Annotated in this window: 24 protein-coding genes and 1 pseudogene; 12 read left to right on the top strand and 13 right to left on the bottom strand. The window is 61.4% G+C overall.

The features are described from left to right. Positions 1–77: 77 nt before the first annotated feature. The 3 genes from IVB54_RS01800 (at position 78) to IVB54_RS01790 (ending at position 3,383) form a co-directional block, all read left to right on the top strand. Positions 78–878: an SDR family oxidoreductase gene (locus tag IVB54_RS01800; protein WP_247360739.1), complete on the top strand. Its 801-nt coding sequence runs from the start codon at positions 78–80 to the stop codon at positions 876–878. 508 nt (positions 879–1,386) lie between these two features. Beyond that, positions 1,387–2,334 carry an alpha/beta hydrolase gene (locus IVB54_RS01795; RefSeq protein WP_247777053.1) on the top strand — a complete coding sequence of 316 codons (948 nt, stop codon included), beginning with the start codon at positions 1,387–1,389 and terminating at the stop codon, positions 2,332–2,334. Between the two features lie 68 nt (positions 2,335–2,402). After that, positions 2,403–3,383, top strand: coding sequence for an NAD(P)H-binding protein (locus tag IVB54_RS01790; protein WP_256465318.1), 981 nt, complete (start codon positions 2,403–2,405; stop codon positions 3,381–3,383). Positions 3,384–3,413: 30 nt separating this feature from the next. Here the strand turns inward: IVB54_RS01790 and IVB54_RS01785 are convergent, their stop codons facing one another. After that, positions 3,414–3,755, bottom strand: a complete 342-nt coding sequence (locus tag IVB54_RS01785; RefSeq protein WP_247360734.1) for a hypothetical protein — start codon at positions 3,753–3,755, stop codon at positions 3,414–3,416. 323 nt (positions 3,756–4,078) lie between these two features. On the opposite strand from IVB54_RS01785, the gene IVB54_RS01780 reads away from it, so the two are divergent. Next, entirely contained in the window at positions 4,079–4,546 is a 468-nt protein-coding gene (locus tag IVB54_RS01780) for a MarR family transcriptional regulator (protein WP_247376233.1), read from the top strand. Between the two features lie 209 nt (positions 4,547–4,755). Here the strand turns inward: IVB54_RS01780 and IVB54_RS01775 are convergent. Both IVB54_RS01775 and IVB54_RS01770 read right to left on the bottom strand, forming a co-directional pair. After that, a pseudogene (locus IVB54_RS01775) lies at positions 4,756–4,957 on the bottom strand (hypothetical protein). A 402-nt stretch (positions 4,958–5,359) separates the two neighbouring features. Then, positions 5,360–5,569, bottom strand: a complete 210-nt coding sequence (locus tag IVB54_RS01770) for a hypothetical protein (protein ID WP_247360729.1) — start codon at positions 5,567–5,569, stop codon at positions 5,360–5,362. Between the two features lie 515 nt (positions 5,570–6,084). Between IVB54_RS01770 and IVB54_RS01765 the strand changes: the two genes are divergently transcribed. After that, positions 6,085–6,306 (top strand): hypothetical protein, encoded by a 222-nt coding sequence (locus tag IVB54_RS01765; protein WP_247364513.1) that lies wholly within the window; start codon positions 6,085–6,087, stop codon positions 6,304–6,306. A 513-nt stretch (positions 6,307–6,819) separates the two neighbouring features. Here IVB54_RS01765 and IVB54_RS01760 read toward each other — a convergent pair. Continuing rightward, positions 6,820–7,572 carry a Crp/Fnr family transcriptional regulator gene (locus tag IVB54_RS01760; RefSeq protein WP_247360727.1) on the bottom strand — a complete coding sequence of 251 codons (753 nt, stop codon included), beginning with the start codon at positions 7,570–7,572 and terminating at the stop codon, positions 6,820–6,822. Positions 7,573–7,895: 323 nt separating this feature from the next. Further along, positions 7,896–8,627 (bottom strand): PRC-barrel domain-containing protein, encoded by a 732-nt coding sequence (locus IVB54_RS01755; RefSeq protein ID WP_018455624.1) that lies wholly within the window; start codon positions 8,625–8,627, stop codon positions 7,896–7,898. 793 nt (positions 8,628–9,420) lie between these two features. Between IVB54_RS01755 and IVB54_RS01745 the strand changes: the two genes are divergently transcribed. Continuing rightward, positions 9,421–9,867: a hypothetical protein gene (locus IVB54_RS01745; RefSeq protein WP_247360724.1), complete on the top strand. Its 447-nt coding sequence runs from the start codon at positions 9,421–9,423 to the stop codon at positions 9,865–9,867. A gap of 623 nt (positions 9,868–10,490) precedes the next feature. Here the strand turns inward: IVB54_RS01745 and IVB54_RS01740 are convergent. Continuing rightward, on the bottom strand, positions 10,491–11,225 hold the full coding sequence (locus tag IVB54_RS01740) for a sensor histidine kinase (protein WP_247360722.1): 735 nt from the start codon (positions 11,223–11,225) through the stop codon (positions 10,491–10,493). 183 nt (positions 11,226–11,408) lie between these two features. Here IVB54_RS01740 and IVB54_RS01735 point away from each other — a divergent pair, with 183 nt between their 5' ends. The 5 genes from IVB54_RS01735 (at position 11,409) to IVB54_RS01715 (ending at position 14,522) form a co-directional block, all read left to right on the top strand. After that, complete coding sequence (locus IVB54_RS01735) at positions 11,409–11,774, top strand: response regulator (protein WP_247360721.1); 366 nt, start codon at positions 11,409–11,411, stop codon at positions 11,772–11,774. 42 nt (positions 11,775–11,816) lie between these two features. After that, on the top strand, positions 11,817–12,197 hold the full coding sequence (locus tag IVB54_RS01730; protein WP_247360718.1) for a hypothetical protein: 381 nt from the start codon (positions 11,817–11,819) through the stop codon (positions 12,195–12,197). A gap of 51 nt (positions 12,198–12,248) precedes the next feature. After that, the gene (locus IVB54_RS01725) at positions 12,249–12,695 is read left to right on the top strand and encodes a hypothetical protein (RefSeq protein ID WP_247360716.1); all 447 of its coding nucleotides are present in this window, start codon (positions 12,249–12,251) and stop codon (positions 12,693–12,695) included. A 216-nt stretch (positions 12,696–12,911) separates the two neighbouring features. Then, a complete protein-coding gene (locus tag IVB54_RS01720) occupies positions 12,912–13,331 on the top strand; it encodes a CopG family transcriptional regulator (RefSeq protein WP_018455630.1) in 420 nt (139 codons plus the stop codon). 3 nt (positions 13,332–13,334) lie between these two features. After that, on the top strand, positions 13,335–14,522 hold the full coding sequence (locus IVB54_RS01715) for a PHB depolymerase family esterase (protein WP_247360713.1): 1,188 nt from the start codon (positions 13,335–13,337) through the stop codon (positions 14,520–14,522). A gap of 22 nt (positions 14,523–14,544) precedes the next feature. On the opposite strand, the gene IVB54_RS01710 is transcribed toward IVB54_RS01715, so the two are convergent. The 4 genes from IVB54_RS01710 to IVB54_RS01695 all read right to left on the bottom strand — a co-directional run bounded on the left by IVB54_RS01710 (position 14,545) and on the right by IVB54_RS01695 (position 17,925). Then, the gene (locus IVB54_RS01710; protein WP_247360710.1) at positions 14,545–15,726 is read right to left on the bottom strand and encodes a PAS domain-containing sensor histidine kinase; all 1,182 of its coding nucleotides are present in this window, start codon (positions 15,724–15,726) and stop codon (positions 14,545–14,547) included. Further along, entirely contained in the window at positions 15,727–16,515 is a 789-nt protein-coding gene (locus tag IVB54_RS01705; RefSeq protein WP_247777051.1) for an alpha/beta hydrolase, read from the bottom strand. It abuts the gene before it with no gap. A gap of 88 nt (positions 16,516–16,603) precedes the next feature. After that, positions 16,604–17,005: a response regulator gene (locus IVB54_RS01700; protein WP_247360705.1), complete on the bottom strand. Its 402-nt coding sequence runs from the start codon at positions 17,003–17,005 to the stop codon at positions 16,604–16,606. A gap of 551 nt (positions 17,006–17,556) precedes the next feature. Beyond that, the gene (locus tag IVB54_RS01695; protein WP_247360704.1) at positions 17,557–17,925 is read right to left on the bottom strand and encodes a DUF4142 domain-containing protein; all 369 of its coding nucleotides are present in this window, start codon (positions 17,923–17,925) and stop codon (positions 17,557–17,559) included. Positions 17,926–18,742: 817 nt separating this feature from the next. Between IVB54_RS01695 and IVB54_RS01690 the strand changes: the two genes are divergently transcribed. Next, positions 18,743–20,716 carry a PAS domain S-box protein gene (locus tag IVB54_RS01690; protein ID WP_247777050.1) on the top strand — a complete coding sequence of 658 codons (1,974 nt, stop codon included), beginning with the start codon at positions 18,743–18,745 and terminating at the stop codon, positions 20,714–20,716. On the opposite strand, the gene IVB54_RS01685 is transcribed toward IVB54_RS01690, so the two are convergent. The 3 genes from IVB54_RS01685 to IVB54_RS01675 all read right to left on the bottom strand — a co-directional run bounded on the left by IVB54_RS01685 (position 20,713) and on the right by IVB54_RS01675 (position 23,349). After that, entirely contained in the window at positions 20,713–21,105 is a 393-nt protein-coding gene (locus tag IVB54_RS01685) for a hypothetical protein (protein WP_247360699.1), read from the bottom strand. The two genes, IVB54_RS01690 and IVB54_RS01685, sit on opposite strands and share 4 nt — an antisense overlap. 5 nt (positions 21,106–21,110) lie before the next feature. Beyond that, positions 21,111–22,928 (bottom strand): DNA ligase D, encoded by a 1,818-nt coding sequence (gene ligD / locus IVB54_RS01680; RefSeq protein ID WP_247376220.1) that lies wholly within the window; start codon positions 22,926–22,928, stop codon positions 21,111–21,113. A gap of 118 nt (positions 22,929–23,046) precedes the next feature. Continuing rightward, positions 23,047–23,349: a hypothetical protein gene (locus IVB54_RS01675; RefSeq protein WP_247360696.1), complete on the bottom strand. Its 303-nt coding sequence runs from the start codon at positions 23,347–23,349 to the stop codon at positions 23,047–23,049. Positions 23,350–23,358 lie beyond the last annotated feature (9 nt).

Raw genomic sequence — 23,358 nt, 5'->3', positions numbered from 1 at the left:
AAGGACGGGCCAGTGTTCTGATTGAGAATCTGGCCGAGCTTCATTCGCCGACCAACAAATAGATGAGGACGAGAACGATGTCGAATGAAGCAATGAACAGCTTCGCCGGAAAATGGGCGCTGGTCACGGGAGCGTCAAGTGGCCTTGGTCTTGAATTCGCAGGTCTCCTGGCGGCGCAGAAAGTCAATCTCGTCTTGGCGGCTCGACGGCGGGAGTGGATGGAAAAGCTTGCCTCCGATCTCCGCAGCAAATACGGGGTGGATGTGCTCGTCGAGGCGATCAATCTTGCCGCGCCGAGCGCGGCCAGCCGCCTGAAAAGCAGTCTCGACGCGAGGTCGGTGACGATCGACATCTTAGTGAACAATGCCGGATTCGGCTTGCACGGCGATTTTTTGGACACGCCGATCGAGCAGACCGCGAACATGATCCAGCTCAACATCACGACGCTCACAGAGCTGACCTATCTTTTCGGCCGCGACATGGCTCAGCGGCGATCCGGACATATCCTTCTCATCGCCAGCCTCCTGGCCTTCCAGGCCGTTCCCAGCTATGCGGCCTATGCGGCGACCAAGGCTTATGTACTCGCCTTCGGCGAGGCCCTGCATGACGAACTCCGCCCGCACGGCGTGGTCGTTACCAGTCTCTGCCCGGGGCACACCGCAACCGGTTTCGATGCGGCGGCCGGCGCAACCACATCGGCCATGCTGCGGCTCCTCACCATGAAGCCGCGTCCGGTTGCCGCGAGCGGCGTTCGGGCGCTCTCGCAAGGAAAGGCCATGGTGATCCCGGGCCTGGCGAACAACATGGCCGCCTTTTCAAATCGCCTGACGCCGCGATCGATGCAAAGGGCCACGATGAAAAGAATCATGGACGCTTGACGCCTGGAGCGGTCGCGGCGCTGTGGAAAAGCGAAGGCCTCTGTCGAGCACCCGTCCGAGCTGGCTCGCCTGACATTGGCGGCAGCGCATCCATGAACAGTCGCGATCTAATCGCCCGCCGGGGCTCCAGCGGGCTGAGATGCCGACTCGAACTAGAATGATGATCATAAGATAACGTCCATATCGGGCATCTAATGGGAGGAAGAAATGCGCAACGCCGGTGTATAAAAATTTCCGGCAATTGACCGCGTCATCTATGGCAAAGCCGCCTCCCAATCTATCCGCGCCGAGGCGGAGCGACTTGACGCAAAGAGCGTCTTCCTCATTGCCAGTCGGACCCTGAACTCCAACACCGACGAGATCGAGAAGATCAGGCACTCCGTAAGACGAAGCCGATATCGTCGATCTGCTGCGAATGGCCGCGTAGCACCGGCGCCTCGCTCGTGGGACCTCTAGTCGGCAAGCGCGCTCGTTAGTTCAGACAGGCTCTACGAAGGAAAACCCGAGCATGAACGCCTCCGCTTCAATGGCCCAACAACGGCACGCCGATAGTCCAGGGCGCTCGCGGGAGAACTCTCTGGCGAGCGGCCATATCCGCAACCGCACGGTTCACGCCAACGGGCTCGATTTCCCGATTCTGGAGGCTGGACATGGTCCCCTCGTGCTCTGCCTGCACGGCTTTCCCGATCATGCGCAGAGTTGGATCCCCTTTCTCGATCGCCTCGAGCGAGAAGGATATTGGGCGGTGGCGCCGGCGCTCCGTGGATATTGGGTCGGCGGCGCTGCACCGGACGGGTCGTACCGCGCCTTGGCAACAGGTCAGGACGTACTAGCGCTCATCGAATCGCTTGGCGCTGAGCAAGCCGTTCTCGTCGGCCATGATTTGGGCGCACGTGCAGCCTACGCTGCGGCAAGCCTCCATGCGGGACGCGTCCGCAAGCTTGTCGGGCTGGCCGTGCCCTATGGAAAGGGACTGGCGTCGGCGTTTGTTGCCGACGGTGATCAGCAGCGACGAAGCTGGTACATGTTCTTCTTCCAGACACGTCTGGCCGAGATCGCCGTTCAGCTGAACGACTTTGCATTCCTCGACCGCCTGTGGCGGGAATGGTCACCGGGCTATGTGCTGCCAGCTCCGGCTCGATCTTCACTCAACGAGGCCTTTGCCCAGCCCGGCGTCCTCACGCAGACTCTGGCCTATTATCGGCAGTTGTTCGCCCCGCCATCCGACGCGGCAGCGCAAGCTCTCGAGGCTCTCGCGACTGGCCCAATTACGGTCCCGTCGCTCTATCTTCACGGGGCAGACGACGGCTGCATCTCCGCCCAGCTTAGCGAAGGCATGGAGGCGGCGTTCACGAATGGTCTTGAGCGTGTCGTGATGCCTCAAGTCGGGCACTTTCTCCATCTCGAACAACCCGACGCCGTCTTCGACCACATCCTCCGCTTCATAAGGACCTAACCGATCCCGCGCGCGAGGATCGGACCTGTCCGCGAAGCACTCGGTCACTCAGCCAACAGGACAAATCGATGTCGAAGCGGCCCCCAATATTGATCACCGGTGCCGGTGGCGAGGTTGGCTCTGTCAGCAGGACGATGATCAAGATGCTGCTGCAGCAATGTCCGGTGCGCGCCTTCGTTAGGACGGACGACGAGCGGGCTGAGGCGCTTCGACAGGCCGGAGCCGAGGTATTCGTCGGCGACCTTCTCAATGCCTCCGATGTCGCGGCTGCCCTGAAAGGTTGTCGCCGGATCTACTTCAGCATGAGCTTGAACCCCTACTATAGCGACGCGACCATCCTGATGGCCGCCGCTGCGCGTGCGCAAGGAGGCATCGAGGTTTTCGTGAACATCTCGGAGTTCGAGCAGACCTTCATGGCGTTCGATCGAATGACCGCCGAGCGGGAGGCGCGAATAGCCTGGCTGGGCGGATCTGTCGCCGAGTGGTCGCCGCAACAGCGGGCACATTGGGCGTCGGAGCAGGCGTTGCAATGGTCTGGTCTCCCGGTCGTCAACATCCGAGCAACGATGTTCGCCGAGAACCCGATCCTTTCCTGGTTTCCGCTCAAGCAATTGCTGAGTGCGGGCGAACTTCATCTGCCGTTTGCCACGCAGAAGATCGCGCCAATCGCTGCCTATGACGTTGCGGAAGTTTGCGCGAAAATCCTGACCGACCCGCCGTCGCACATATCAATGTCGTATGCGCTCACGGGACCGGTGTTGAAGGACATGCACGGGTTTGCTGAGGACTACGGCGCCGCGCTGGGGCGCCAGGTTTCGTACGTACCCCAGGACCTGGACGCCTGGATCGGCACATACATCAACAGGGCTCTGGCATCTCGCAATCCGCACATTGCGGACCACCTGAAAGCCATCACCCGCCTGGTCGCAGGCGGACGTTATGACGTTGTCACCGACGAGCTCGAGCGATTGCTTGGGCGCGCTCCAAAGACCGTCCGATGGGCTCTCGAACACAATCCGCGTATCCGCAAAGCACTGGAGGGCGCATGATCGGCGTGACTGCGGCTCGAGCCCCACATGTCACATCATGGTGCCCGGCAAAAAGCAGCGCACCCGCGGGTGGCCATCAATGTAGTGGTTCCAAACCATAGTTCGCCCGACCTTGTTAGGCTGTGTGATCACGGCCCCGTCCGGCACCATCACCCACTCATTGTTGATGCGCACACGATAGTGGCCGTGGTCGGATTCCCAGTCGACATCCGCGACGAAGTATCCATCCGCATCCGAGCAGCACTGCCCAAAGTCGCTGGACAGGCTTTCGAACCAAGGCTTCAGTGGTGAACCGGTGTAGCGCCCATCGTCACGCGCCGGCGCGGAGGTGGCCAGCATGATCAGGCCCAGCGACAAGCCCATGCGGTTCATAGCGCGCAGCCCGGGTTTCCAGCCATGTACAAATCCACGTGGCGCACGAGAGCTCTGAGCTTGGAGACCTGTCGGATCAGCAGCTCGCATACGGCATGATCGACAGTCCCTGCGGCATCCGAGATCAAGACAGGAAAATCCATATCTCCTCCTCCGGAGCCCCAGCGAGCCGAGGCGGGCGTCGCGCACAAATAGGGGCATATCAAACTATATTGGATATACAGCAGGAGGAGCCCTCGTTCGACTGGTCTCTCGGATCCCGCCGCTCTGGAACTATCGACAGCAAACACGCGCGGGTGATATCTTGCGCATCGGGGGGATCGATGACGAGAGCAGCTGTAGGAGCATCGAATTTGGTTGATGACCCGGCGCGCTGTAACTGCAATCAGGTCCGCCGCGCAGCCCGTCGTCTCTCGCGCTACTATGACCTCGCCCTCGCCCCGACTGGGCTCAAAGCGACGCAATATGGTCTGTTGAGTTATCTGGTGACGTCGGGGCCAATGACGATGGCGCGTCTCGCCAAGCTGATGTCCATGGACCGCGCCACCACAGGCCATAATCTCAGACCGCTGGTGCGTGACGGTTTCGTTGAGATTTCAGTCGGCGAAACTGACCGGCGGGAACGGATCGTTACCGTCACAAAGCTGGGTCACAGAACGCATCCCAGAGCCCTGGCCGCATGGCGGCGCGCGCAGACCGCCTTTGAAAAGGCCGTGGGCGAACGTGAGGCCTCTGATCTCCGCGATTTGATGAACCGAATCGTTGACCTTCCTCTTCCCGACCCTGAGTAGATCGCATGTTCCAGTGCGGCGCTCGACCTCGCTCTCGGCCTTGCGGGACGCGTCCCGCTCGCGGCAGAGATCGTCGACCTTCGCCCGCATCCTCAAGATTTCGGCCGAGGCGGTCGCGACGCCGGCCCGCTGCAGCATCTGGATCTGGCGCTCCTGGGCGCGGAGTTGTCCGCGCATGCGGGCGATCTCGTTCCGGATCCGATCGAGTTTCATAGGGTGCTGAGATCGTCCGGCACGTCACTTCCGGATCAGCCTGGCTTCGCTGAAGTCGCCGCTGGACGGGTCGCCTGTCCGCGAGAAAGCGATCGCGCCGGCATGGCCCGGCTTGCGGGACGGTGCCTCGGCCCGCATGACCGCAGCGTTGGCGCTCAAGCATTCCGCGCGGCAGAGCCACAAAAGTAACGTACTCAATCACGCTCACGTATTCGGCGACGTCGCTCGCACCTTGCAGAATGTCGCGGAGCAGATCGTCGGAATTTCTGGCCATCAGAAAACCGCGCACTTTTCGGGAGTGTCGGTGCAGTTGGACCCTGTTGCGGGCTCGCGCAGCGGCTGCCGGGGGCGAGCGCTCCTGATGGAGGCGCCGTGTTCCACGGGCGCCTCCCCAACCCCGTTCCAAGCCGCTAGGATCGAGTTCAGGGCGGAATGCGATGCGGCACCCGCTTACGACCTCAAATCTTCGCTGGTGAGGCCAGAACCACCGGCTGGGCGAGCATGGTCCTCGGGAGACGCCCGTCGGCGGCTCTCTTGGCGCGCTGCGGCTCGATCGGGGGCGCGCTGCGCCGCCATCGAGAATGCCAAGTGGCGCGCGCGTCAGGCCTCCCCGGGTCCGGAGAAGATCGATGCAGGCGGCGTCGTGCGCGGCACCGGCAGCGGCCGTTCGGTCGCTCCCCGTCCTGCGGCGCCGCCCTTGGAGTCGTACCGCTTGGCGAGATCGAGGAGACGACGCCGGGTGAACGGATCAGCCTTCTCGGCCATACCGCGGACCCGTTGGGCCAGACCTCGGTAGAACTCCTGCTCCATGACACGCCCCTCAACATCACTGCCCAGAGTTGAGTGCTCTGCGGCCGCGGAGTCAAGAAGGCCGCAATAGTGCGTGAACGCGACCAGGATTTCATCGGCCTGCTTGAGCCTCCGCTGTCGGCTGAACTAGAGTGCCGTCACGGGGGGAAATAGATGGCCATGCTCCATCCGGTCCGGAAGGCGTGCCCCGCGTGCGGCAAGCCGATGAAAGCTGTACCCGACGAGGCTTCGGAAAAGCGCCCGCGGTACGTCTGCACCACTTGCAACGACGACCCTCTGCGCGACCCCAACGTCCTCAAATGGGCGCACAGCCGGCTGCGCCCTCCGGAGCCATAGTTCTTTGCGTTCCGAGCACGGGTTTGGCCGGATGCCGTTGATGCGGCGGGCCCGCGCGAATGCAAGGCCTGCGTGGCTCCGCCCTCAAGCCCCCCAGCCCCCAAAAGGCGGGGCCACGCTCAATCCTCTCCGTCCTTCCGCAGAATTTTTCCTTCTCCCTAACTTGCGTGAATCCCAGGCTGGGCGGGTTCAGGCAGGATGCTGGCTTCGCTGGGAGAGACCTCCAATGTCGCGCGGTCCTCGAAGATGTGTGCGAGAGCGTGTCTTGCTACGAGACCGCTGCCCGCACGCACGTGGCCTCCATGATCCTCGAAGCCGCGAGCAAGGGCGAGACCTCGGTCGACGGCCTTAAGCAGATCGGCAGGAGTGCACTTCGCGGGGCGCCGATCGTGTGGAATTGACTGCTTCCAGGTGAGGGGCTTCGGGATCCGCCCAAAAGCAGAGGAGCCAAGCCCGAAGTAGGCCGCATACTTATAGCCGCGCGAACTCACGTTGCGGATGAGGTCCGCTCTGCTCTGATCGGGGGCAGTACGGCACTTCACCGGACGTCGGAGTGGGGCCAACAGATGGCGTTAGCGAGCGCGTCGCTGCCATCGTCACGGTTCCCTCATGGACTCGGCTATCCAGCACCAGCGCAGGCAATCAGTTGGACCGACGGATGCGCGAAGAGTTGGTGTCAGCGGCTATAACCCTATCGTAGGCCTCGAGGGCAGCGTCCAGTTCAAACGGGCACTTCTCGCACGGGCCCACACGCGGCAGTGGTCTGCCAGTCGGCTTGCGACAAAAGGGCAGCAACCGCGTGTTGTTCGGACCGGCAGCTTACGCGCCGCTAACCTGCGCGCTTCATGACCCTCCCGAGCTGCAGAGGTGTTCTTGTCACTTACCGGCACTCCGGCCGTGAGTCAGTATTTTTCCTACGACCCAAAGCCAGCTGTGGTGATCTTTGATCCTAGGATTGGGTTTAGCTCATGTAAATATTCAGGGCTGAACTCGGCTACAGCTTGCAGTTCGTCGGCGCGGAGCAGAGTAACGGTGTGGTTTTCCCATTCGATGAGGCCCAAACCCCTGAGTTCCTGGATCGTCCTGTTCACGTGAACTATCGAAAGCCCACATGCATCGGCAACATCTTGCTGGGTGAGCGGGATCCGGAAGCTGCCGTTGTCCGCCAGCCCAACGAATTCCATGCGAGTGGTAAGCTCGCAAAGAAGATGCGCGAGTCGACCTAAGGCTTGGCGGGCTCCGAGATTCTCAACCCATTCGCGATAGATGGCCGCCTGTATCAGCGTTTCGCGCCAAAACGCGTGTGTAAGTCCGAGAGATTCGGTCATCATCTCTCTGAGAGATGAATGAGACACAGCGGCTATCGTCGAATTGCCTACGCTGCACAGATCACAATCTGCAATCGGCAGATGCAGGGTAGGCAAGTCGGGCATGTCCCCAGCCAGGTAGAATGACGAGATCTGATTTCGATCATTCACCACTCTTTGCCGAGCTAGAAAGCCGTCGATCACAACGATGCAGCTGCTGGGCTTGTCTCCCTCGCGCACGGCGTATTCGCCATCAGCCAGGGACTTCACTTTGTATGGTATGCGCGCGAGTCTAACCTTATCGCGTTCGAATAGACCGCCGACTGCCTGTAGGCGCGCTATTAACTTGCGGTGCGGCATGATCACTCCCTTGCACATGCAGGCGGGAGCGCGACCTCTCTCAGCCACCGACGCCTACGGACAAAGCCTCGGCCGGTGATGCTTCAGTAGAGCATGAAACTCGCCAGCGTTCTAGATTTTTCGGTAACGAAGATCGCGCCTCGCGCGCCGGCCAGATGGAGCAGCGTTGCACTCAGGAGCAAATCTGGCCGACATGCCTGCGCCGCGTCCCAATCCGTTGCACCGACTACCACTGTAGCCCTTCCACGCTCCTCAGCCCGACCAATGGCCGGGTGAGTTGGGGCTGTGCGGCATCAGCGGTCCATCTACAAATTGACCACGACCTAGGGCTTTCCAAAAAATGCATCGTTGTGGATACGCCAGGCTTGATCAGAGAGCCACTTGTAGTCTTGATCAGGCATCACAGGCACCGTTTTCATGACCTCTTTTGCAATAGGAAGAAAGAAGCTGGATCGATCCTGCGTCACCTTAAGAGATCGGATCGGCACCACAATGCTGTCCTTGCCGGTAGTGAAAAAACCTCCCGACGCGACAATCGCATAGTCCGTTCCATCTTTGGTGCCGAACACGATGTTCCGCACCTCGCCAACGATCTTGTCATCGGAGCTGCGAACTTCCGCCCCAATCATCTCGTCGGTCCTCAAGCCGGGCGTAAGTTGGTCGATCTTCATCAACGGCTTGGCGCCTTTTTTGTCCCTGCTCCCTGACGATGCCCCGCGCCTGGCTTTGGGTTCGCTATCAGCCATTTGCTTATCGGCCGCCTCTTCATCATTGTCTCCAAGGGACCCCATGGGTGGTCCGGCGATAAGTTCGCGAATGTTGGCGAGGAGACGCTCACAGTCTTCGTGACGCCCATAGGACCGCAGCGTAAAGGCGGCATCCCTCAAACTCCGGAGGTCGCGCACGGCCTGAGTGTTGGCTGGGCCTCGGAGGCGTGGATTTAGCTGAATAGCCTCTTCAAGCCCTGCGTCGGCAATCTGGCACTCAGCGCGCGCCTGGTTGGCGCCAGCCACTGCTATCATTGCGGCTATGAACGTAATTCTGACGGTATTCATAGCAATCTACCTCTTGGCGCTCGGGGTTGTTCTTCACGCCGCGCTGGTAAGCTCACGGATCGGGTCGACAATCTGCTCGGGCTGGTACGGCCTCGGGATAAATGTCGCCCTCGCCACCCCGCCGGATTAGCACGTTTATCGCGCGCTTGATCCCATGTTCGGCGAGAAGTTTCCGCGTTCGGAAGACGAATCACTTGCTCCAAATGGTTGGACATCCCCGATTGACCTGTCTGATAGGCAAAGGCGACGGGCGATCCAATATCGGCACCGAGAGTCACATGATCTACAGTCCCAGCCGGCCAGCCCATCCCGGCACGCACGATCAAACGCCTTTCAGCAGGGAGATATTCGAGAACCTTGGCGTATGAGCATCCCAGACCGCGGGCACTGAGTTCGACCGGCTCTGTAGTGTAGCGGCACCAAAATCCTTGAGGATAGCCTGTTCGGGTAGCATCTTCGCAGAGACGATGGCCATACACGATGGCCAGAGCGCACCGCACCAACTGCCTGACCGATGACACTCAACAACGCTCCTGCCCCCTCTTGGTTCCCCCATGCAATCAGCCGCGTGGATCGGAAGCCGCAAACCCCGACGAAGCCAAACCAAGGGGCAGCGCGTTCGTCTCCTCAAGACAAATAGACCGGGGCACCCGTTCGCACGACTAGCTAATCACGTAACGGCCGGAACGGCATCGATACCAGCTCCGATGCGTCCGGGTCCGCTGACGCCGCCGATAAGCCGTAGTATTATGAAAGACATGATGAGGTGGGGCCGAGCTCGATTGGAACAAGAATGAACGCCGAGCAGCTGGCTGAGAAATTCCGACAGAAACTATCCGCAGCGGTCGCTGAAAAAGAGAGGCAGGCGATCATCGCCGCAGAAAACAAGGACAAGCGAACCGCCGATATCGAGCACTGCAAGCAGGCGATGGAGCGCGAAGTCATACCTTTTCTGGAGGAGCTGAAGCATCATTTCGGGGAGGAGCAGTTCTCCTTCGCTCCGCAGATTGAGCGCAACGACCACCGCCCAGTCGGGGTTTCTTTCACAATCGGCAATGGTCCTCCGACCAGCATCTCAACTGCATTCGGCAACATCGTCGTAGCTCGCATCGGTGACAGCGGAACCAAGAAGGGTATCCCTTTCGTTTTTACCCCTGATGTCGAGCCCTACATTTCTAACTCCGGTGATCTGACGCGAGCCAAAATAGCGAAGCTGGTCGAGATGGTGATCGAGGAGTAAAGGACTGCCAACACAGCCTGAACGGTAAGATCTCCACCGGCAACGGCCGCCGCAACATCCGAGGTTGAAGACATGTCCGATTCCAGCAGTCATTCCGATCAAGAACGGCGCATCCGAGAGCGGGCCTACCATCTTTGGGCACTTGAGGGGCGCCAGGAGGGGCGAGCCGAAGAATACTGGCACCGGGCTGTAGAGCAGCTGGAGGCCGACACACACGCGGCCTATCCGCCGGTTGCTTCCAGGGGACACCGGACTTGATCTCCTCGGCGCCGATGTCAGGCCGGGCAGCGAGCCCACCATAACCGGTGTCGTCCTGCCCGCATGAAGACGCGCCGCCGTTCTGGCCGATCGCGGGGCTGTTACGTCCGCCGTACCGAACTGAACTCGTGTTGCTTGATGGTCCAGCAGGATGGCCGCCGCGTGCGACAATGGGCACCGCGCGGCAAGACGATGCAGGCTTTGGGTGCCAGCTCCGTGTTCGCTTGACCTGTGGATGCGCGCCGTGGGGAAGGCATGATCGGAGCGGCTGCTTTCAGCGCCACGGGCAACCGGATGCTGGGCGACTTCACCGGCGCTGTTTCGCTGCGAGCGTTTGGGGACGAGTCGAGCGGTCCAACCACGCTCTAGTCGACTACCGCAATAATGGTTTCTTGAAGCGAGCTTAGGGGAATGTTGATGTCGCAAACGACTCCGGTCGACTCGAACAGCAATCGAGCCTCCCCTTTAAGCTGACCGGGCAAAGCCGTCTGAATGAAGCGGCTGCCAAAATTCTTTTTGGTTGGCTCGACAACCGGCGGTCCACCGCGTTCGCGCCATTCGAGATGAAAGCGCTGATTTTCCGCGTCAATCGACCAAGTGATGGCGACCCGTCCTTCAGCAACTGAGAGCGCGCCATATTTCAACGCATTGGTGCTTAGCTCGTGAATTATCATAGACAACGCGACCGCAGGTCCGGAAGACACGGCGACGTTGTTCCCGTCAATAGTGAATTGCTCGAAGCCTTTAGTCTGAAATGCTTTGATCGCGTTCTCGATCAGCGTTCGGCAACCCGCCCCGGTCCAGCTTTCTTGAATCAAGAGATCATGAGATACGCCGAGCGCGCTCATTCGCTCGGCGATGGTCTTAGCCGCCGCGTCAATAGATGAAGCATCGCGTAGGCTTTGAGCCGCAATTGCGGCTGCAATCGCGAGCATGTTCTTGACGCGATGGTGCAGTTCCCCGATAAGAACGGTTTGTAGTTTTGCAGCAGCCACCTGGGCGTTCGCTTCAACGCCTGCTTTCAAAAGGAGCTCGCGCAGCACGTCGTTTTCGTTCTCAACTTCTCGCATGCGCTGATCGGCCCCGCTCAAACCATTCATTCATGTCACTCCGCGAACGGTACTTGGACCACAGTATCCGACAACGTTCAATAAATCCAAGTTCGGTATATGTTCGGGGGCGACGGAACCCTTGCATCACCAAGCGGTTGAGTTAGATCATCGCATAATTGCAGGCATCCCGGTGATTAGAGCCCTCTAGAGGCTCACGCCATGGAGGGGGTCATGCAGTCACGGCTCGTGGTGCTTGTCGTTGAAGATGAGCCATTGTTGATGATGGTGGCCGTTGAAATCATCGCCGAGTTGGGCTTCGAGGTCATCGAAGCGCAGCACGCTGACGAAGCGATCGCCATTATGGAAAAGCGCTCGGACGTCCACGTTGTGTTTTCCGACGTTCACATGCCCGGCTCGATGGATGGTTTGAAGTTGGCGCATTACGTTCGCCGCCGCTGGCCACCGGTCAAAATCCTCACCACCTCGGGGAAGGCACGGTTTGCCGTAGAGGAACTGCCAAGTGGCGGGCGGTTCATGCCCAAACCCTACACCCCGGCTGAGCTTGGGACCGCTCTGCGCGAAATCATCGCAGCGTAGCGGAAGCCAGTCACCAACGCAGCCGAACATCTGTAGCCTTTCTTGGAACTCGGCAGCGGCTCAAACCGGGATCCACAGGCGCCACCGCAAGCCAGGCTGCATGCGTCCTCCGGATGCATTGTCATCGGCCTTGTGCTGGCGGGCGTCACGATTTCGACGCTTGCCGCCGAAATGAAGCCGGCCGCGATCGACGCGGCCGAGCCCTCGACGAAGACCCTGTCCAACGAGAAGCCGACCCCGGCGGGGGTCCGGTTGCGGGTCCTGCTCGAGCGGGCGCACTTCTCGGCCAGGCGAGATCGACAGAAGGTTCGGGGAGAACGCGAAGAAGCACTGCGGTCCTTCGAAGAGGCGCAGCAATTGCCGGTCTCCGAGACCTCAAGGCCGGTGTTTGGGGAAAGCTTGCTGCGGACGGCCGCCGGGTGACGATGAACTACGCCACCGCGGGAGCCGTTTCTCAAGAAGAAGCCTGCGAAGATGGAGGACGTGAAGGACATTCCGAAGCTGTCCTACGACAGCCCGTGCGAAGGCTTGGCGGAGAAGTTTCACATGAGAGAGGATCTGCTGTCCGCTCTGAATCCGGGAAGGCACTTCGGCCGGGCCGGCGAGGCCATCCTCGTGATCGACTCCAGAGCCGAGCAGACTTCAGAGAAGGCGGCCAAGGTCGAAGTCAACAAGAGCCGGCAGACGGCCAAGCTGTTCGACAAGTCGAACGCGCTGATAGGATTCCACCCCGCGACGATCGGCAGCGAGGAGAAGCCATTCCCCTCCGGCACCTTGAACGGTGACGGAGATCGATCGCACCCCGACCTACCGCTACAATCCGGCTTACCATTCAGCGGCGTTCACTCCCTCAAGCCGTTCACCATCAAGCTACGGGGTCCACGGCACGCCGATCCCGGGAGAAGTTTCCAGTCGGAATAGCACGGCTGCGTACGGCTCACGACTTGAGATGCCGAGCGAGTCGCAGAACGCCTCTCCAAGGGCACGCCGGTGGAATTCGTCAACCGGGTGAAGTGACCCCCGGCAACTCTGCTTACGTCGGCGCTTACAGCTCCAGAGGCCATGTGCCCCTTGAACTAGGCCATAAAGCATCCATCTAGCGTAAAGCCATCCGATTGGATGGTGAGGGGATGACATATGGCTGATAGTCTGCGCGAACTGCGACCCAAAACTCCCGAAACCGAGAAGATCACGATCAACCTTGGCTATGTGGACCTCGGTCAAGTCGATCTCATGGTGCAGGAGGGGTTCTATTCCAATCGGACCGATTTCATCCGGACTGCCATCCGGAACCAGCTCGAACGTCATGCAGACGTCGTGAGGCAATCCACGGCCCGGAAGAGCCTGGACCTCGGTCTGCGCAATTACACCCGCGAGGATCTCGAAGCGGCGCGGCGTGCCGGCGAGATGCTGCAGATCAACGTTTTGGGCTTAGCCACCATCGCGCAGGACGTCACTCCCGAGTTGGCCCGCGCGACCATCGTGTCGGTGTCGGTGCTTGGGGCGCTTCACGCCACTCCCGCGGTCAAGGCCGCTCTCGCCGACAGAACGAGTTGAACGATGCTGAATCAAGACATGGTCCGCGAAGCCACGCGCCTCACCCGTGCCGGCCAACTGGTCGAAGCCACCGCACTCCTGCAGCGCATGCTTCAGGGCGGCAGCGCCCCAGCACCGACGTCTCGCAGCGGCACTCAGGCTCCGCTCGCGCGGCTCGAGCCGCCAACCATCGATGCCAAGGCCGACGTCGTCGAGCAGAGGGAAAGTCGGCCGACGCCCCCTAGCCCTGTTCAAGGACGCAAACGCAACTCGTCGCTCGATGGCATGAGGAAGTTTTCCGGGTTGGGCGTGCAAGGCCCGATCGGACGCGCTCCGCCGTCAACGTCGGATATCGCGCCCGAGGGCACCCAGTTCATCGCCGGTACCTTCAGCAACGCAGCGGGAAGCCGGACCTACAAGCTGTTCATCCCGAGCCGCCCTCAGGGAAAACAGCTCCCCCTGATCGTCATGCTCCATGGTTGCACCCAGTCGCCGGACGATTTCGCCGCCGGCACCCGGATGAACTTCATGGCAGAGGAGCGGAATTGCTTCGTCGTCTATCCCGAGCAGCCGAGCGGAGCCAATCAGTCGAAGTGCTGGAACTGGTTTCGGACGGGCGACCAGCGCCGCGGCGGAGGCGAGCCGTCTATGATCGCCGGCATCACCCGCCAGGTCATGCGGGACCATGCGATCGATCCGAAGCGCGTCTACGTCGCAGGCTTGTCGGCCGGCGGGGCCGCCGCCGCCATCATGGGCGCGACGTATCCCGACCTTTACGCTGCCGTCGGTGTTCATTCGGGCTTGGCGTGCGGCGCCGCGAGCGATCTTCCCTCTGCGTTCGCCGCCATGCGGCAGGGAGGCGAGTCCAAGGCAATTACCAACGGCAAAACTTCTGTGCCGACCATCGTTTTCCATGGCGATCGCGACACGACGGTCCATCCAAAGAATGGCGATCAGATCATCGAGCAGTCGGCCGGAGCGACGAGACCGACGAGCAAGGTGCTTCGCGGACGCGTACCCGACGGCCATGGCTATACTCGCACCGTTCTGATCGACGGGGGCGGTCGGGCGATCTCCGAACACTGGAACGTCGACGGCGCCGGACACGCGTGGTCGGGCGGCAGTCCCGCAGGGTCCTATACCGATGCTCAGGGGCCGGATGCGACGAGGGAAATGCTGCGCTTCTTCCTCGAGCATTCGCTCGCTGGGTAGGCGGACCTCGCCCGCGCTCAGATCAACCGGCATGTCCCCGAACTCGCGTGCTGGGACTGGGCCGCAGCGATCCGTCGCCTTCGAGTGGCATCCGGAACATGAACCTGGTCTCGGTCTCGGACGAATCCACTTCGATCGTGCCACCGTGCGCCTTGGCGATTTCGGCTGCGATATAGAGACCCAGCCCAAGTCCCTGCGAAGGCCCGTGCGCCTCTCCGCGGTAGAATGGCTGAAACAGGCGCTTGCGCGCGTCTTCCGAAATGGCCGCGCCTGCGTTGGCGACTGAGAGTTCGAACAGCTCTGCTTTGGCGCTCGCCTCGACCCGCACGGGGCAGTCAGGCGCGCCGTGGCTAATCGCGTTGCCGAGAAGGTTCGAGAACAACTGGGCGATGCGGGCCGGATCGCAAAAGACGGGTGACTCAACCTCGAATATGGTTTCGATGCCGCGATCCGGATGGGCGGTGGCCAACTCCGCCACGACCTGATCGAGCACGGGCTCAATTGCGGTCATAGCCTTGGAGAGCGTGATGCCTCCGCCAAGGCGGCCTCGCGCCAGGTCCATGACGCTCTCGATCATCTTGGCCATCCGGCCCACGCTGCTCTGCATCATGGACTCGAGGCGAAGCGCGTCTTCCGAAGTCTTGGCCTTGAGCATCAGCCGTGCGCCGGCCGCAATCGATGCGAGGGGATTGCGCAGGTCGTGACCAAGCACAGCGATGAACTGCTCGCGCAGTTCTGCGTTTGCACGCTCCTGCTGAAGGTGCTCCTCCAGCGCCGTCTTGAGCTCGTCGCTTTCCTTGCGCGCGTCGATCAGCCCGCGCTCATAGCGGCGCCGGTCCGCCGCGCGCATGATCGTCAGGCGGGTGAACAGAAGCGCGTCCGTGTCGGTCCGCCGCTCGCGGGCGTTGGCGATGGCCGGCAGCCGAGCCCCGGTCTTCGTGAGGAGATCGAGCGCGAATTCATCGAAGAAGCCCTGCATCCGAAGCAGCGGCGCGACATGGGTCTCGAGGAATATGCGTCCCGCGTTGTTGAGCAAGTCGCTCAGCCGCATCCCGGGAAGGTCATCGGGTGGGTAGCCCATCCAGTCCGCAAGGGTCCGATTGGCCCGGTCGATGCGGCCGTCAGGACGAACGGAGAGGTAGCCGCAGGGTGCGTTTTCGTACAGGTCTTCGAAATCGCTGTCGGCGGGATGATTGTTGCTCACTCAGACGAAATCTCGGATTGCGGCGACGACTTCGTCAGGGGCGCTCAGGTTGGGACAATGGCCGGTCGCCTTCAGCACGACCATTTCGCTGTGCGGGATGTTGCGCTGGACGTACGCACCCACCTGCTGTCCGGCGATGATGTCTTCGCTGCACTGGAGGATCAGTGTGCGCGCTTTGACCTTGGCCAGGTCGGCGCGGTTATCGGAGAGGAAGGTGACCCGGGCAACTTCCTTGGCGATGGCGGGGTCGGTACGGCAGAAGCTGTTGGTTAGTTCCTCGCCAAGTTCGGGACGGTCGGGGTTGCCCATGATGGCAGGCGCCATCTGCGCCGACCACCCCATGTGGTTCTCCTCCAGAAACGAAAGAAGCTCTTCGATCTGCTGGGCGCTGAAGCCACCGACATAGTCGCCATCGTCGATGTAGCGCGCCGAGGGCCCCACCAGCACCAGGCTATCGAACAGTGTCGGATCCTTGATCGCGGCGAGCACTCCGATCATCGCACTGACCGAATGCCCCACGAATACGGCGTCCTTCAGGCGCAGCGAGCGGCCGATCTCGACGACGTCATCAGCATAGCCGGACAATGTGGAATACTTCTGGCGGTCGTAAGCGCTGAGGTCCGACCGGCCGGCTCCGACGTGGTCGAACAGCACCGTGCTGAATTCCGCCTTGAAGGCCGGCGCCACGAAGCGCCACATGTTCTGGTCGCATCCGAAGCCATGGGCGAACATCATTGCACGCTCGCCGCGGCCACGGACCTGCACGTTGTTGCGGAATTCGACTGACACCCAATTCTCCTTCGCTTCAGGCGATTATCATTCTTTGGACAAGCCTAGGGGCAACTTGATGGGCATCCTTTTTAGAGTCGGCAGGTGATTAGGACTTCCGGATCAGGAGATCCGACAAAGCCTCGACCAACTGCGCGGGCGCGAAGGGCTTGGATAGCATGACGCTGCGCGCCACGCCGTTCGAGGTCCACCGATGGGCGCTATCGCCGGAGACGTAGAGGATCCCGCAGCCCGGATCATGCTGGCGTGCGAGACGGGCGAGCGTCCAGCCGTCCATCCTGGTGCGGCCCAGATTGATGTCGGTGATGAGAGCTCGCGGTAGCGGCGCCCCGCCGAGCAGATCGGCGGCCTCCTCGCCGGATGCGGCGCTTACGACGCCGTAACCCGCCTCCATCAAGGTCTCCTCAAGCATCTCGCGGAGAAGATCTTCATCCTCGACCAGGAGGATTTTCGGTCTTCCTGCGGCCTCTTGGGAGTTGCTCAGCTGCATCCTCGCGCATCTCTCATTTCCGAAAGACATGACCTTGAAAGAAGCTTCACTTAACCCGGCAAGTCGAAACCGTCGGGAACCCTCGGGGGCAGCGAGAAACGGCTTGCAGCGTTCCCTGATTTCGACGGCCGCGGTCAATTGGCTATTGGTTGTAAGATGGCTCACGAGTGGGTCCTTGAAAGCTACTGCTCTCAGCATCCCATGTCACACCCTTTTGTCGAGCACGTGGCGGGCCCGAGCCGTCAGTTCATGATCGTGAACGGTTTTGCGATCAGTTCCACCCCGCGCTCAACCACCCCGGTATGGACGACCGCGTCCCGCGTGTGGCCCGACATGAGGAGTACCTTCGAACGGGCCAGCGACGTCGCGCTTCCGCGGCAAGCCTGGGGCCGTTCACATCAGGCATGAGGATGATCGGGCGGCCTCGGTCTCCAGCCACGGAATGCGGGCGGCCAGCCCGCCCGCCAGTCGGGGCACTTCGCCTGCAGTATCAGCTGACGAGGGTGCGAAGACCGCCGCTTGCGCTCATCGAGCTTCTGGAGCAGAGCCGGCTACAACAGGTGTCGGAGCAGCGCAGAAGCAACCGGTGCAAGTGCTGCGCTTGCACGCCGGCGTCGACACGAACCAGGCCGGGCGAGCCGCTCCGCCGCGTCCCGCCCTGGCCCGAAGCTGTGGCGCTCAGGAGCCTTACTTCTTGACGCGTGATGATCGACCCGTTGTCGCGTCCTTATCGTCGTCATCCTCGCGCAGATCCGCCAGCAATTCACATGTTCCTTGATCTGCCCACGCGCGAGCTTGGCCACGTTGATATGGGCTGGATCTTTGCCGCTGGCGAGATAGTCCTCCTGAATGCGCAGCAATTTCTGATGACCTTCGGTCTGCGCGCGGACATAGGCCGCCTCGAACTCCTTGCCCTGCATTTGCTCCATCTTCTGCAGCGTGGCCTGCTCGCCCTGCGGGACGTGCTGGCGAGCCTCGGATTTGGATTTTCTCTTGCCGGTGGTGGCCTACCCTAAAGCGCTGGGGTCGGGTCAGAAACTCGGCACCGCGAGCCAGCGTCAGAAAAGCTGTTCGCTAGAACGAGAAACTGATGGCGGGAAAATGGGTCTGCGGCTTGCGCCGCAGCCTCTTCATATTTCCGCCGAGAGGCCCAGGTATTGTGATGCAGTCTTCATAGGCGCCAACATACAAATCGTAAGTGGGTTCCTGTAGCCCTTAGTCGCTGCCCCGTTTCGCGTCGGGTACAACCTTCCGGCAAGAAGAACCCGGCCAGCGGTGCTGACCGGGTCAGTCAAGGGGAGGAAGACAATGTGTCGTCCATGTCCCGCAACCCCGCGTATTCTGAGCCGTTCCCGCCCAATTGCCGAATGCTACCGCACCGTGAAAACTCGCTGATCCAGGTTAATCTCAACAGCTTCCCGGATATGCTTCATCCTGAGCTTCTACGTACGGCATGTGGCTCAACCCCGGGGAACCTCAGCCATGCACACTTAAGTCGGCGAGGTGTTCGCCATGAGTCATTACAGTTTTGGCAGTAGATGATGATCCCGGCGTGCCCGACGTGATCGCATCTATGCTCAAAGAGCTTGGCTGCACAGTTGGTTTTGCGCATAGCGGCCCCGAAGCTCTCGATACACTGGCGAGGAATTTACGGATCCGGCTTGCCCACCATCCGCAAGCCGTGCCACATTTTTGGTGTTTTTGATCGGGTTCGCCTGATGGAGGCGATTTTCGCGCATGCCTTTGTCCCAGTCGAGAAGCGCGCCGGCCGGCTCGATCGAGCAGGCTCTCGAAGATTGCCGACGGGAGCTGGCCTCCGCGCGGGCGCTTAATCAGCGCTTTCAGGCGGAACGGTCGGAGCTCGCCGCCGTCTTGGAAGGGTCCAGAGACGCCATCTGGAGATGGGATCCGGATGGTACCATCGTGCGCTGGAATAAGGCAGCCGAGCATCTGTTCGGCTACAGCGCCGAGGAGATGATTGGAACATCTCTCTTGCGCCTGATCCCGTCCGATCGCCACGTCAAGGCCAAGGCCGTCATCGCGAGCGTCCGGGCTGGTGCATCGTACGCCCACTATGAGACCGTGCGAATCCGCAAGGACGGTACCGCAGTGGATCTGGAAATGACGGTCTCACCCATTCTCGGCGAAGCAGGCGACGTGTTGGGCGTCTCGACCATGTGCCGCGAAATCACCGAGCGAAAGCAATTCGAGGCCTCGCTTGCACAACGATTGACCGAGCTGACGGCCATCCACGCGCTTTCGGAGCGACTGCAGGCCGCGAATAGTCTGGACGAGATCTACGGCGCCGCTCTCGATGCCATCACGACCGCCCTTGACTGCGATTGTGCCTCGATTCTCCTCTTCGATGCGAACAAGGTCATGCGGTTCGTCGCCTCGCGCGGCCTCTCGGAGGCCTATCGGGAGGCGGTCGACGGCCATTCACCGTGGAATGCCGACGCGGCCGCGCCACAAGCGATCTTCCTGGCCGATATGGAGGCCTCAGAACAAAGTCCTGAGCTGAAGGAGATCGTTGCACGCGAGGGACTGAGGGGGTTGGCTTTTGTCCCGCTGCTCACCGACGGCCGATTGATAGGCAAGTTCATGGCCTACTACCGTGCGCCACACGTTTTCCCGCGCACCGAAATCGACCTCGCTTCGACAATCGGGCGGCAGCTCGCGCTGTCGATCGCGCGGCGGCTCGCCGAGGAGGAATTGCGCGAATCGGAGATGCGCTTTCGCGTGATGGCGGAGAACGCGCCCGTCATGATCTGGATCAGCGATCGGGAAGGCCGATGTCTGCACTTGAACGAAAGACTGCGCGCCTTCTGGGGCGTAACGGAGGATCGGGTAGGAGAGTTCGATTGGGCAACTACACTTCATCCCGACGATGCGCCCGCCGTCGCTCGTAGCGTCATGGAAGGTATCAAGAACCGCAGCGGGTTTTCGGTGAAGGCGCGCTATCTCGACGCCCAGGGCCGCTACCGAGTGCTCGAGACCCGGGCGCATCCGCACCTGTCCGCCGGCGGCGAGTTGATGGGCATGATCGGGGCGAATGTCGACATCACGGAGCGCGAAGAGGCCGAGAGGGCGCGCGAACTGCTGGTCGCCGAGTTGAACCATCGCGTCAAAAACACGCTGGCGATCGTCCAGGGCTTTGCGCACCAGACGTTCGGACACGGTGGCGATCCCACGGAGGCCCGCAAGGCGTTCGAGGGGCGCTTGGTGGCGCTCGCGGGGGCGCACAATCTGCTAACCGAAGCCAATTGGGAAAATGCCTCGCTCCAGGAGCTCGCCGCGATCACGCTCGACACCGCAGGCGCCAATGCAAATCGCATATCGCTGGCGGGCCCGAGCGTCCTGCTGTCCCCGAAGCAGGCGGTCTCGATCGGAATGGCGCTGCACGAACTATGCACCAACGCCCGCAAGTACGGGGCTCTCTCGACCGAGGAAGGGCGGATCACACTAGAGTGGTTTCAAAAGAACGGAGGAGCCCGACCTGAGCTTTGCATGCGCTGGCAGGAGAGCGGCGGGCCACCGGTGTCCAAACCCTTGCGTCGGGGCTTTGGAACCGTCCTGCTCGAGCGCGCACTCGCGCATGACCTGGATGGCGACGTGACAATCGGCTTCGAGCCAGAAGGGCTGCAGTGCTTCGTCACCGCTCCGATCCAGCGCCCGACCGGCGTCCCTTTAAGCGTGCAAATTCAATCCTAGCTCCCTGAGTTCGACCGCACCCCCCCAAAAAAACCGGGAGGAAGCTTGTCCGTCCCGCAGTGAGGCAGCAGCCATCTGGCCACACGCAAACAAAGACTTTTCCAGCAGGCCCCCGGGTCATCATCATCATGGGCGGGCCGGCCCTTGTCCTCGAATTCTTCAACGACGCCCATCGATCCGCTTTCAACAGGAAGCACTGGGTCGGCAAGCCGATCCGCGACGCTTTCCCCAGCGTCGCGTGCCAGGGCTTCTTGGAGGCGCTCGAGGCGGTCCGAGCGATCGGCTTCAGGCAGCGACGTCACCGCGGCATAGAGTTCGGCGGGAATGCTGCGGCTGTCGCCCAGAGGCTTGGAGCGCCATTCCACCCATTGATCGAATGCGTCCGACATATCGCTCACCTCCTTGGTTTGGCGCGGAACGGACTGTCGATGGTGAAGGCGTCCGGCTCGATCCCGCTCTCGATGCGCTTCCAGGTCACGGGCGCTGCGATGGGGAATCCCTCCCGGGCTCGCGGGGAATAGGTGCCGATCGCGGTGGTGCCGCGGCCATTGCGCAGATAATCGAGGAAGATGCGATCGCGACGCTTTGCCTGGGCGGACAGCAGGTAGCGGTCTGGATGGCGCGCTGCGAGGGCGGAGACCAACTGATGCGCGACCCGATGCGCCTTGTCGTGCAGCACCGGCTGATCCAGTGGCGCCATCAGATGAATTCCTTTGCCGCCGGTGAGCTTGGGCCACGTTTCAAAGCCCTCGCGCTTCATCAGCGTGCGCAGATCGAGCGCGGTCTCCACGACCGCATCCCAGCCGACACCCTCGCCGGGATCGAGATCGATTACGATGCGGTCGGCATGTTCGAAGTCCTCGACGGTCGCATTCCACGGGTGCAGCTCGACAGCGCCGATCTCGACGAGCCCAAGGAAGCCATCCAGGCTGTCGACCCACAGGCGCGTTCCCTGGCCGCCCTCGCGCTTCTGAATACGGAGCTGGTGCACGGCGGCCGGAATGTCCTTCGGCAGCGGTCCCTTGTGATAGAAGGTCGTGCCGTGCACGTGACGAACGAGCTTCAGCGGACGATGGCCGAGGTGCGGCAGCGCCTTCTTCCAGACCCGCGTCCAATACTCTGTGAGTTCTTCTTTCGATGGAGCAACGGCTTCGGGCAGAAGCTGCAGGATGTTCGCTCGGGGGACGCCCAGCTTCGGCCGGCCGGCGACGGACGGCACCAGCCGTGGCGCCTTGACCTTGCGCACCGTAAGATCATCGCGAAAGCCGTTGAACACGGCTTCGCGCAGCAGGCCATCATCGGTCAGCGCGCCGTATTGCACCTCGATTGCAAGGGTCGGCTCCACCCAGGTCGCCTTCGGCTTTTTGACCGCCGCATCGAGCGGAGAAGTCTTGCGGATCAACGGATCAAGTCGCTCGCGCAATTCCCGCGCCGTCGTCTCGGTGTAACCGGTACGCACCTTGCCGGCGTAGAGCAGCTTGCCGTTCTGGCGCCGGCCGACGTAGAGTGAGGCGACCTTGCGCGGGCGCGCCCCAAGCTTCTCCACGAAGGCGACGATTGGGAAGGTCTCGCTCTTCTTGCACTTGAGCTTGATCCAGCTCTCCTGCCGACCCGAGCGGTACGGGTGGCCCAGCCGCTTGGCGACCAGGCCTTCCAGTCCCAGCTTGCACCCCTTGTCGAGGATCACGTTGCCTTCCGCCGCAAGCGCCTCGACGTAAATGAATGTTTCCGGTGCGTCCTTCAAAAGACGCTGCAGCAGGCGCTTGCGATCCTCATACGAGACGCCACGCAAATCGTAACCATCGAGGTACAGGAGATCGAACGCGTGGTAGCGCACACGGGCGCTACGCTTGGAGCCGAGCTCCCGCCTGAGCTGCTGGAAGTCCGGGAGGCCGCCACTGCCGTACACCACGGCCTCGCCGTCGATGATCACAGTGTTTGCCTTGAGTAGGTCGGCGCTCGCGGCGATCGATGAGAATTGTTCGGTCCAGTCAAGGCCGGTGCGCGAGTAGACCTTGGCGTCACCATCTCGCAGATGCAGCTGCGCGCGGTAGCCGTCCGCCTTGATTTCGTAGACCCAGTCTTCGCCGCGCGGCGGCCTCTCGCGCAACGTGGGATCACACGGCTCGATGTAACCAGGAATAGCAGCTTTGACGGCGCCATGGACGCGCGATACTCCCGAACGAGACTGACGCAACGCCACCGCACACATGCCGATTCAACGCGGTCGCGCTGATTCGTTCCGTCCGAGCCGCCTACCGCGGGCGCGAAGTCCAATTCCAGCTAGGAGGGCACGCCGAAGCTTCATAAGGCAACTGACGTGACGATGGTTAGGGCCGCTGCGCCCTTTCAATCGCTGCCTTTGCTTCTGCCAACGGGCAGCCGTTCGCGGCGCGGTAAAGTGAAACTGCGCGGACCTTCTCGCCGGCTTTGAGCGCGTCCTCTATTTCCGTCGAACCACCCAGCGGTTCATAGCTCACACCGCCCTGCTTCAGTAGTAAATCGAGCTTTGCTTCAACTCTTTCCAGCGTGACAAGTCGCCGCTGCAGGCCTGTCATTTTCAAGCGGAAATAGAACGCGAGCCCCGTGACCATGGCGAGCACAAGGGCGGTAGATCCAGCAATCGTTTCCATGAAGCGCTC

Source organism: Bradyrhizobium sp. CW1 (assembly GCF_023100665.1).
Taxonomy (GTDB): Bacteria; Pseudomonadota; Alphaproteobacteria; order Rhizobiales; family Xanthobacteraceae; genus Bradyrhizobium; species Bradyrhizobium canariense_D.
The sequence above is the reverse complement of the archived record's forward strand: the minus strand, read 5'-3'. Positions and strand labels throughout refer to the sequence as shown.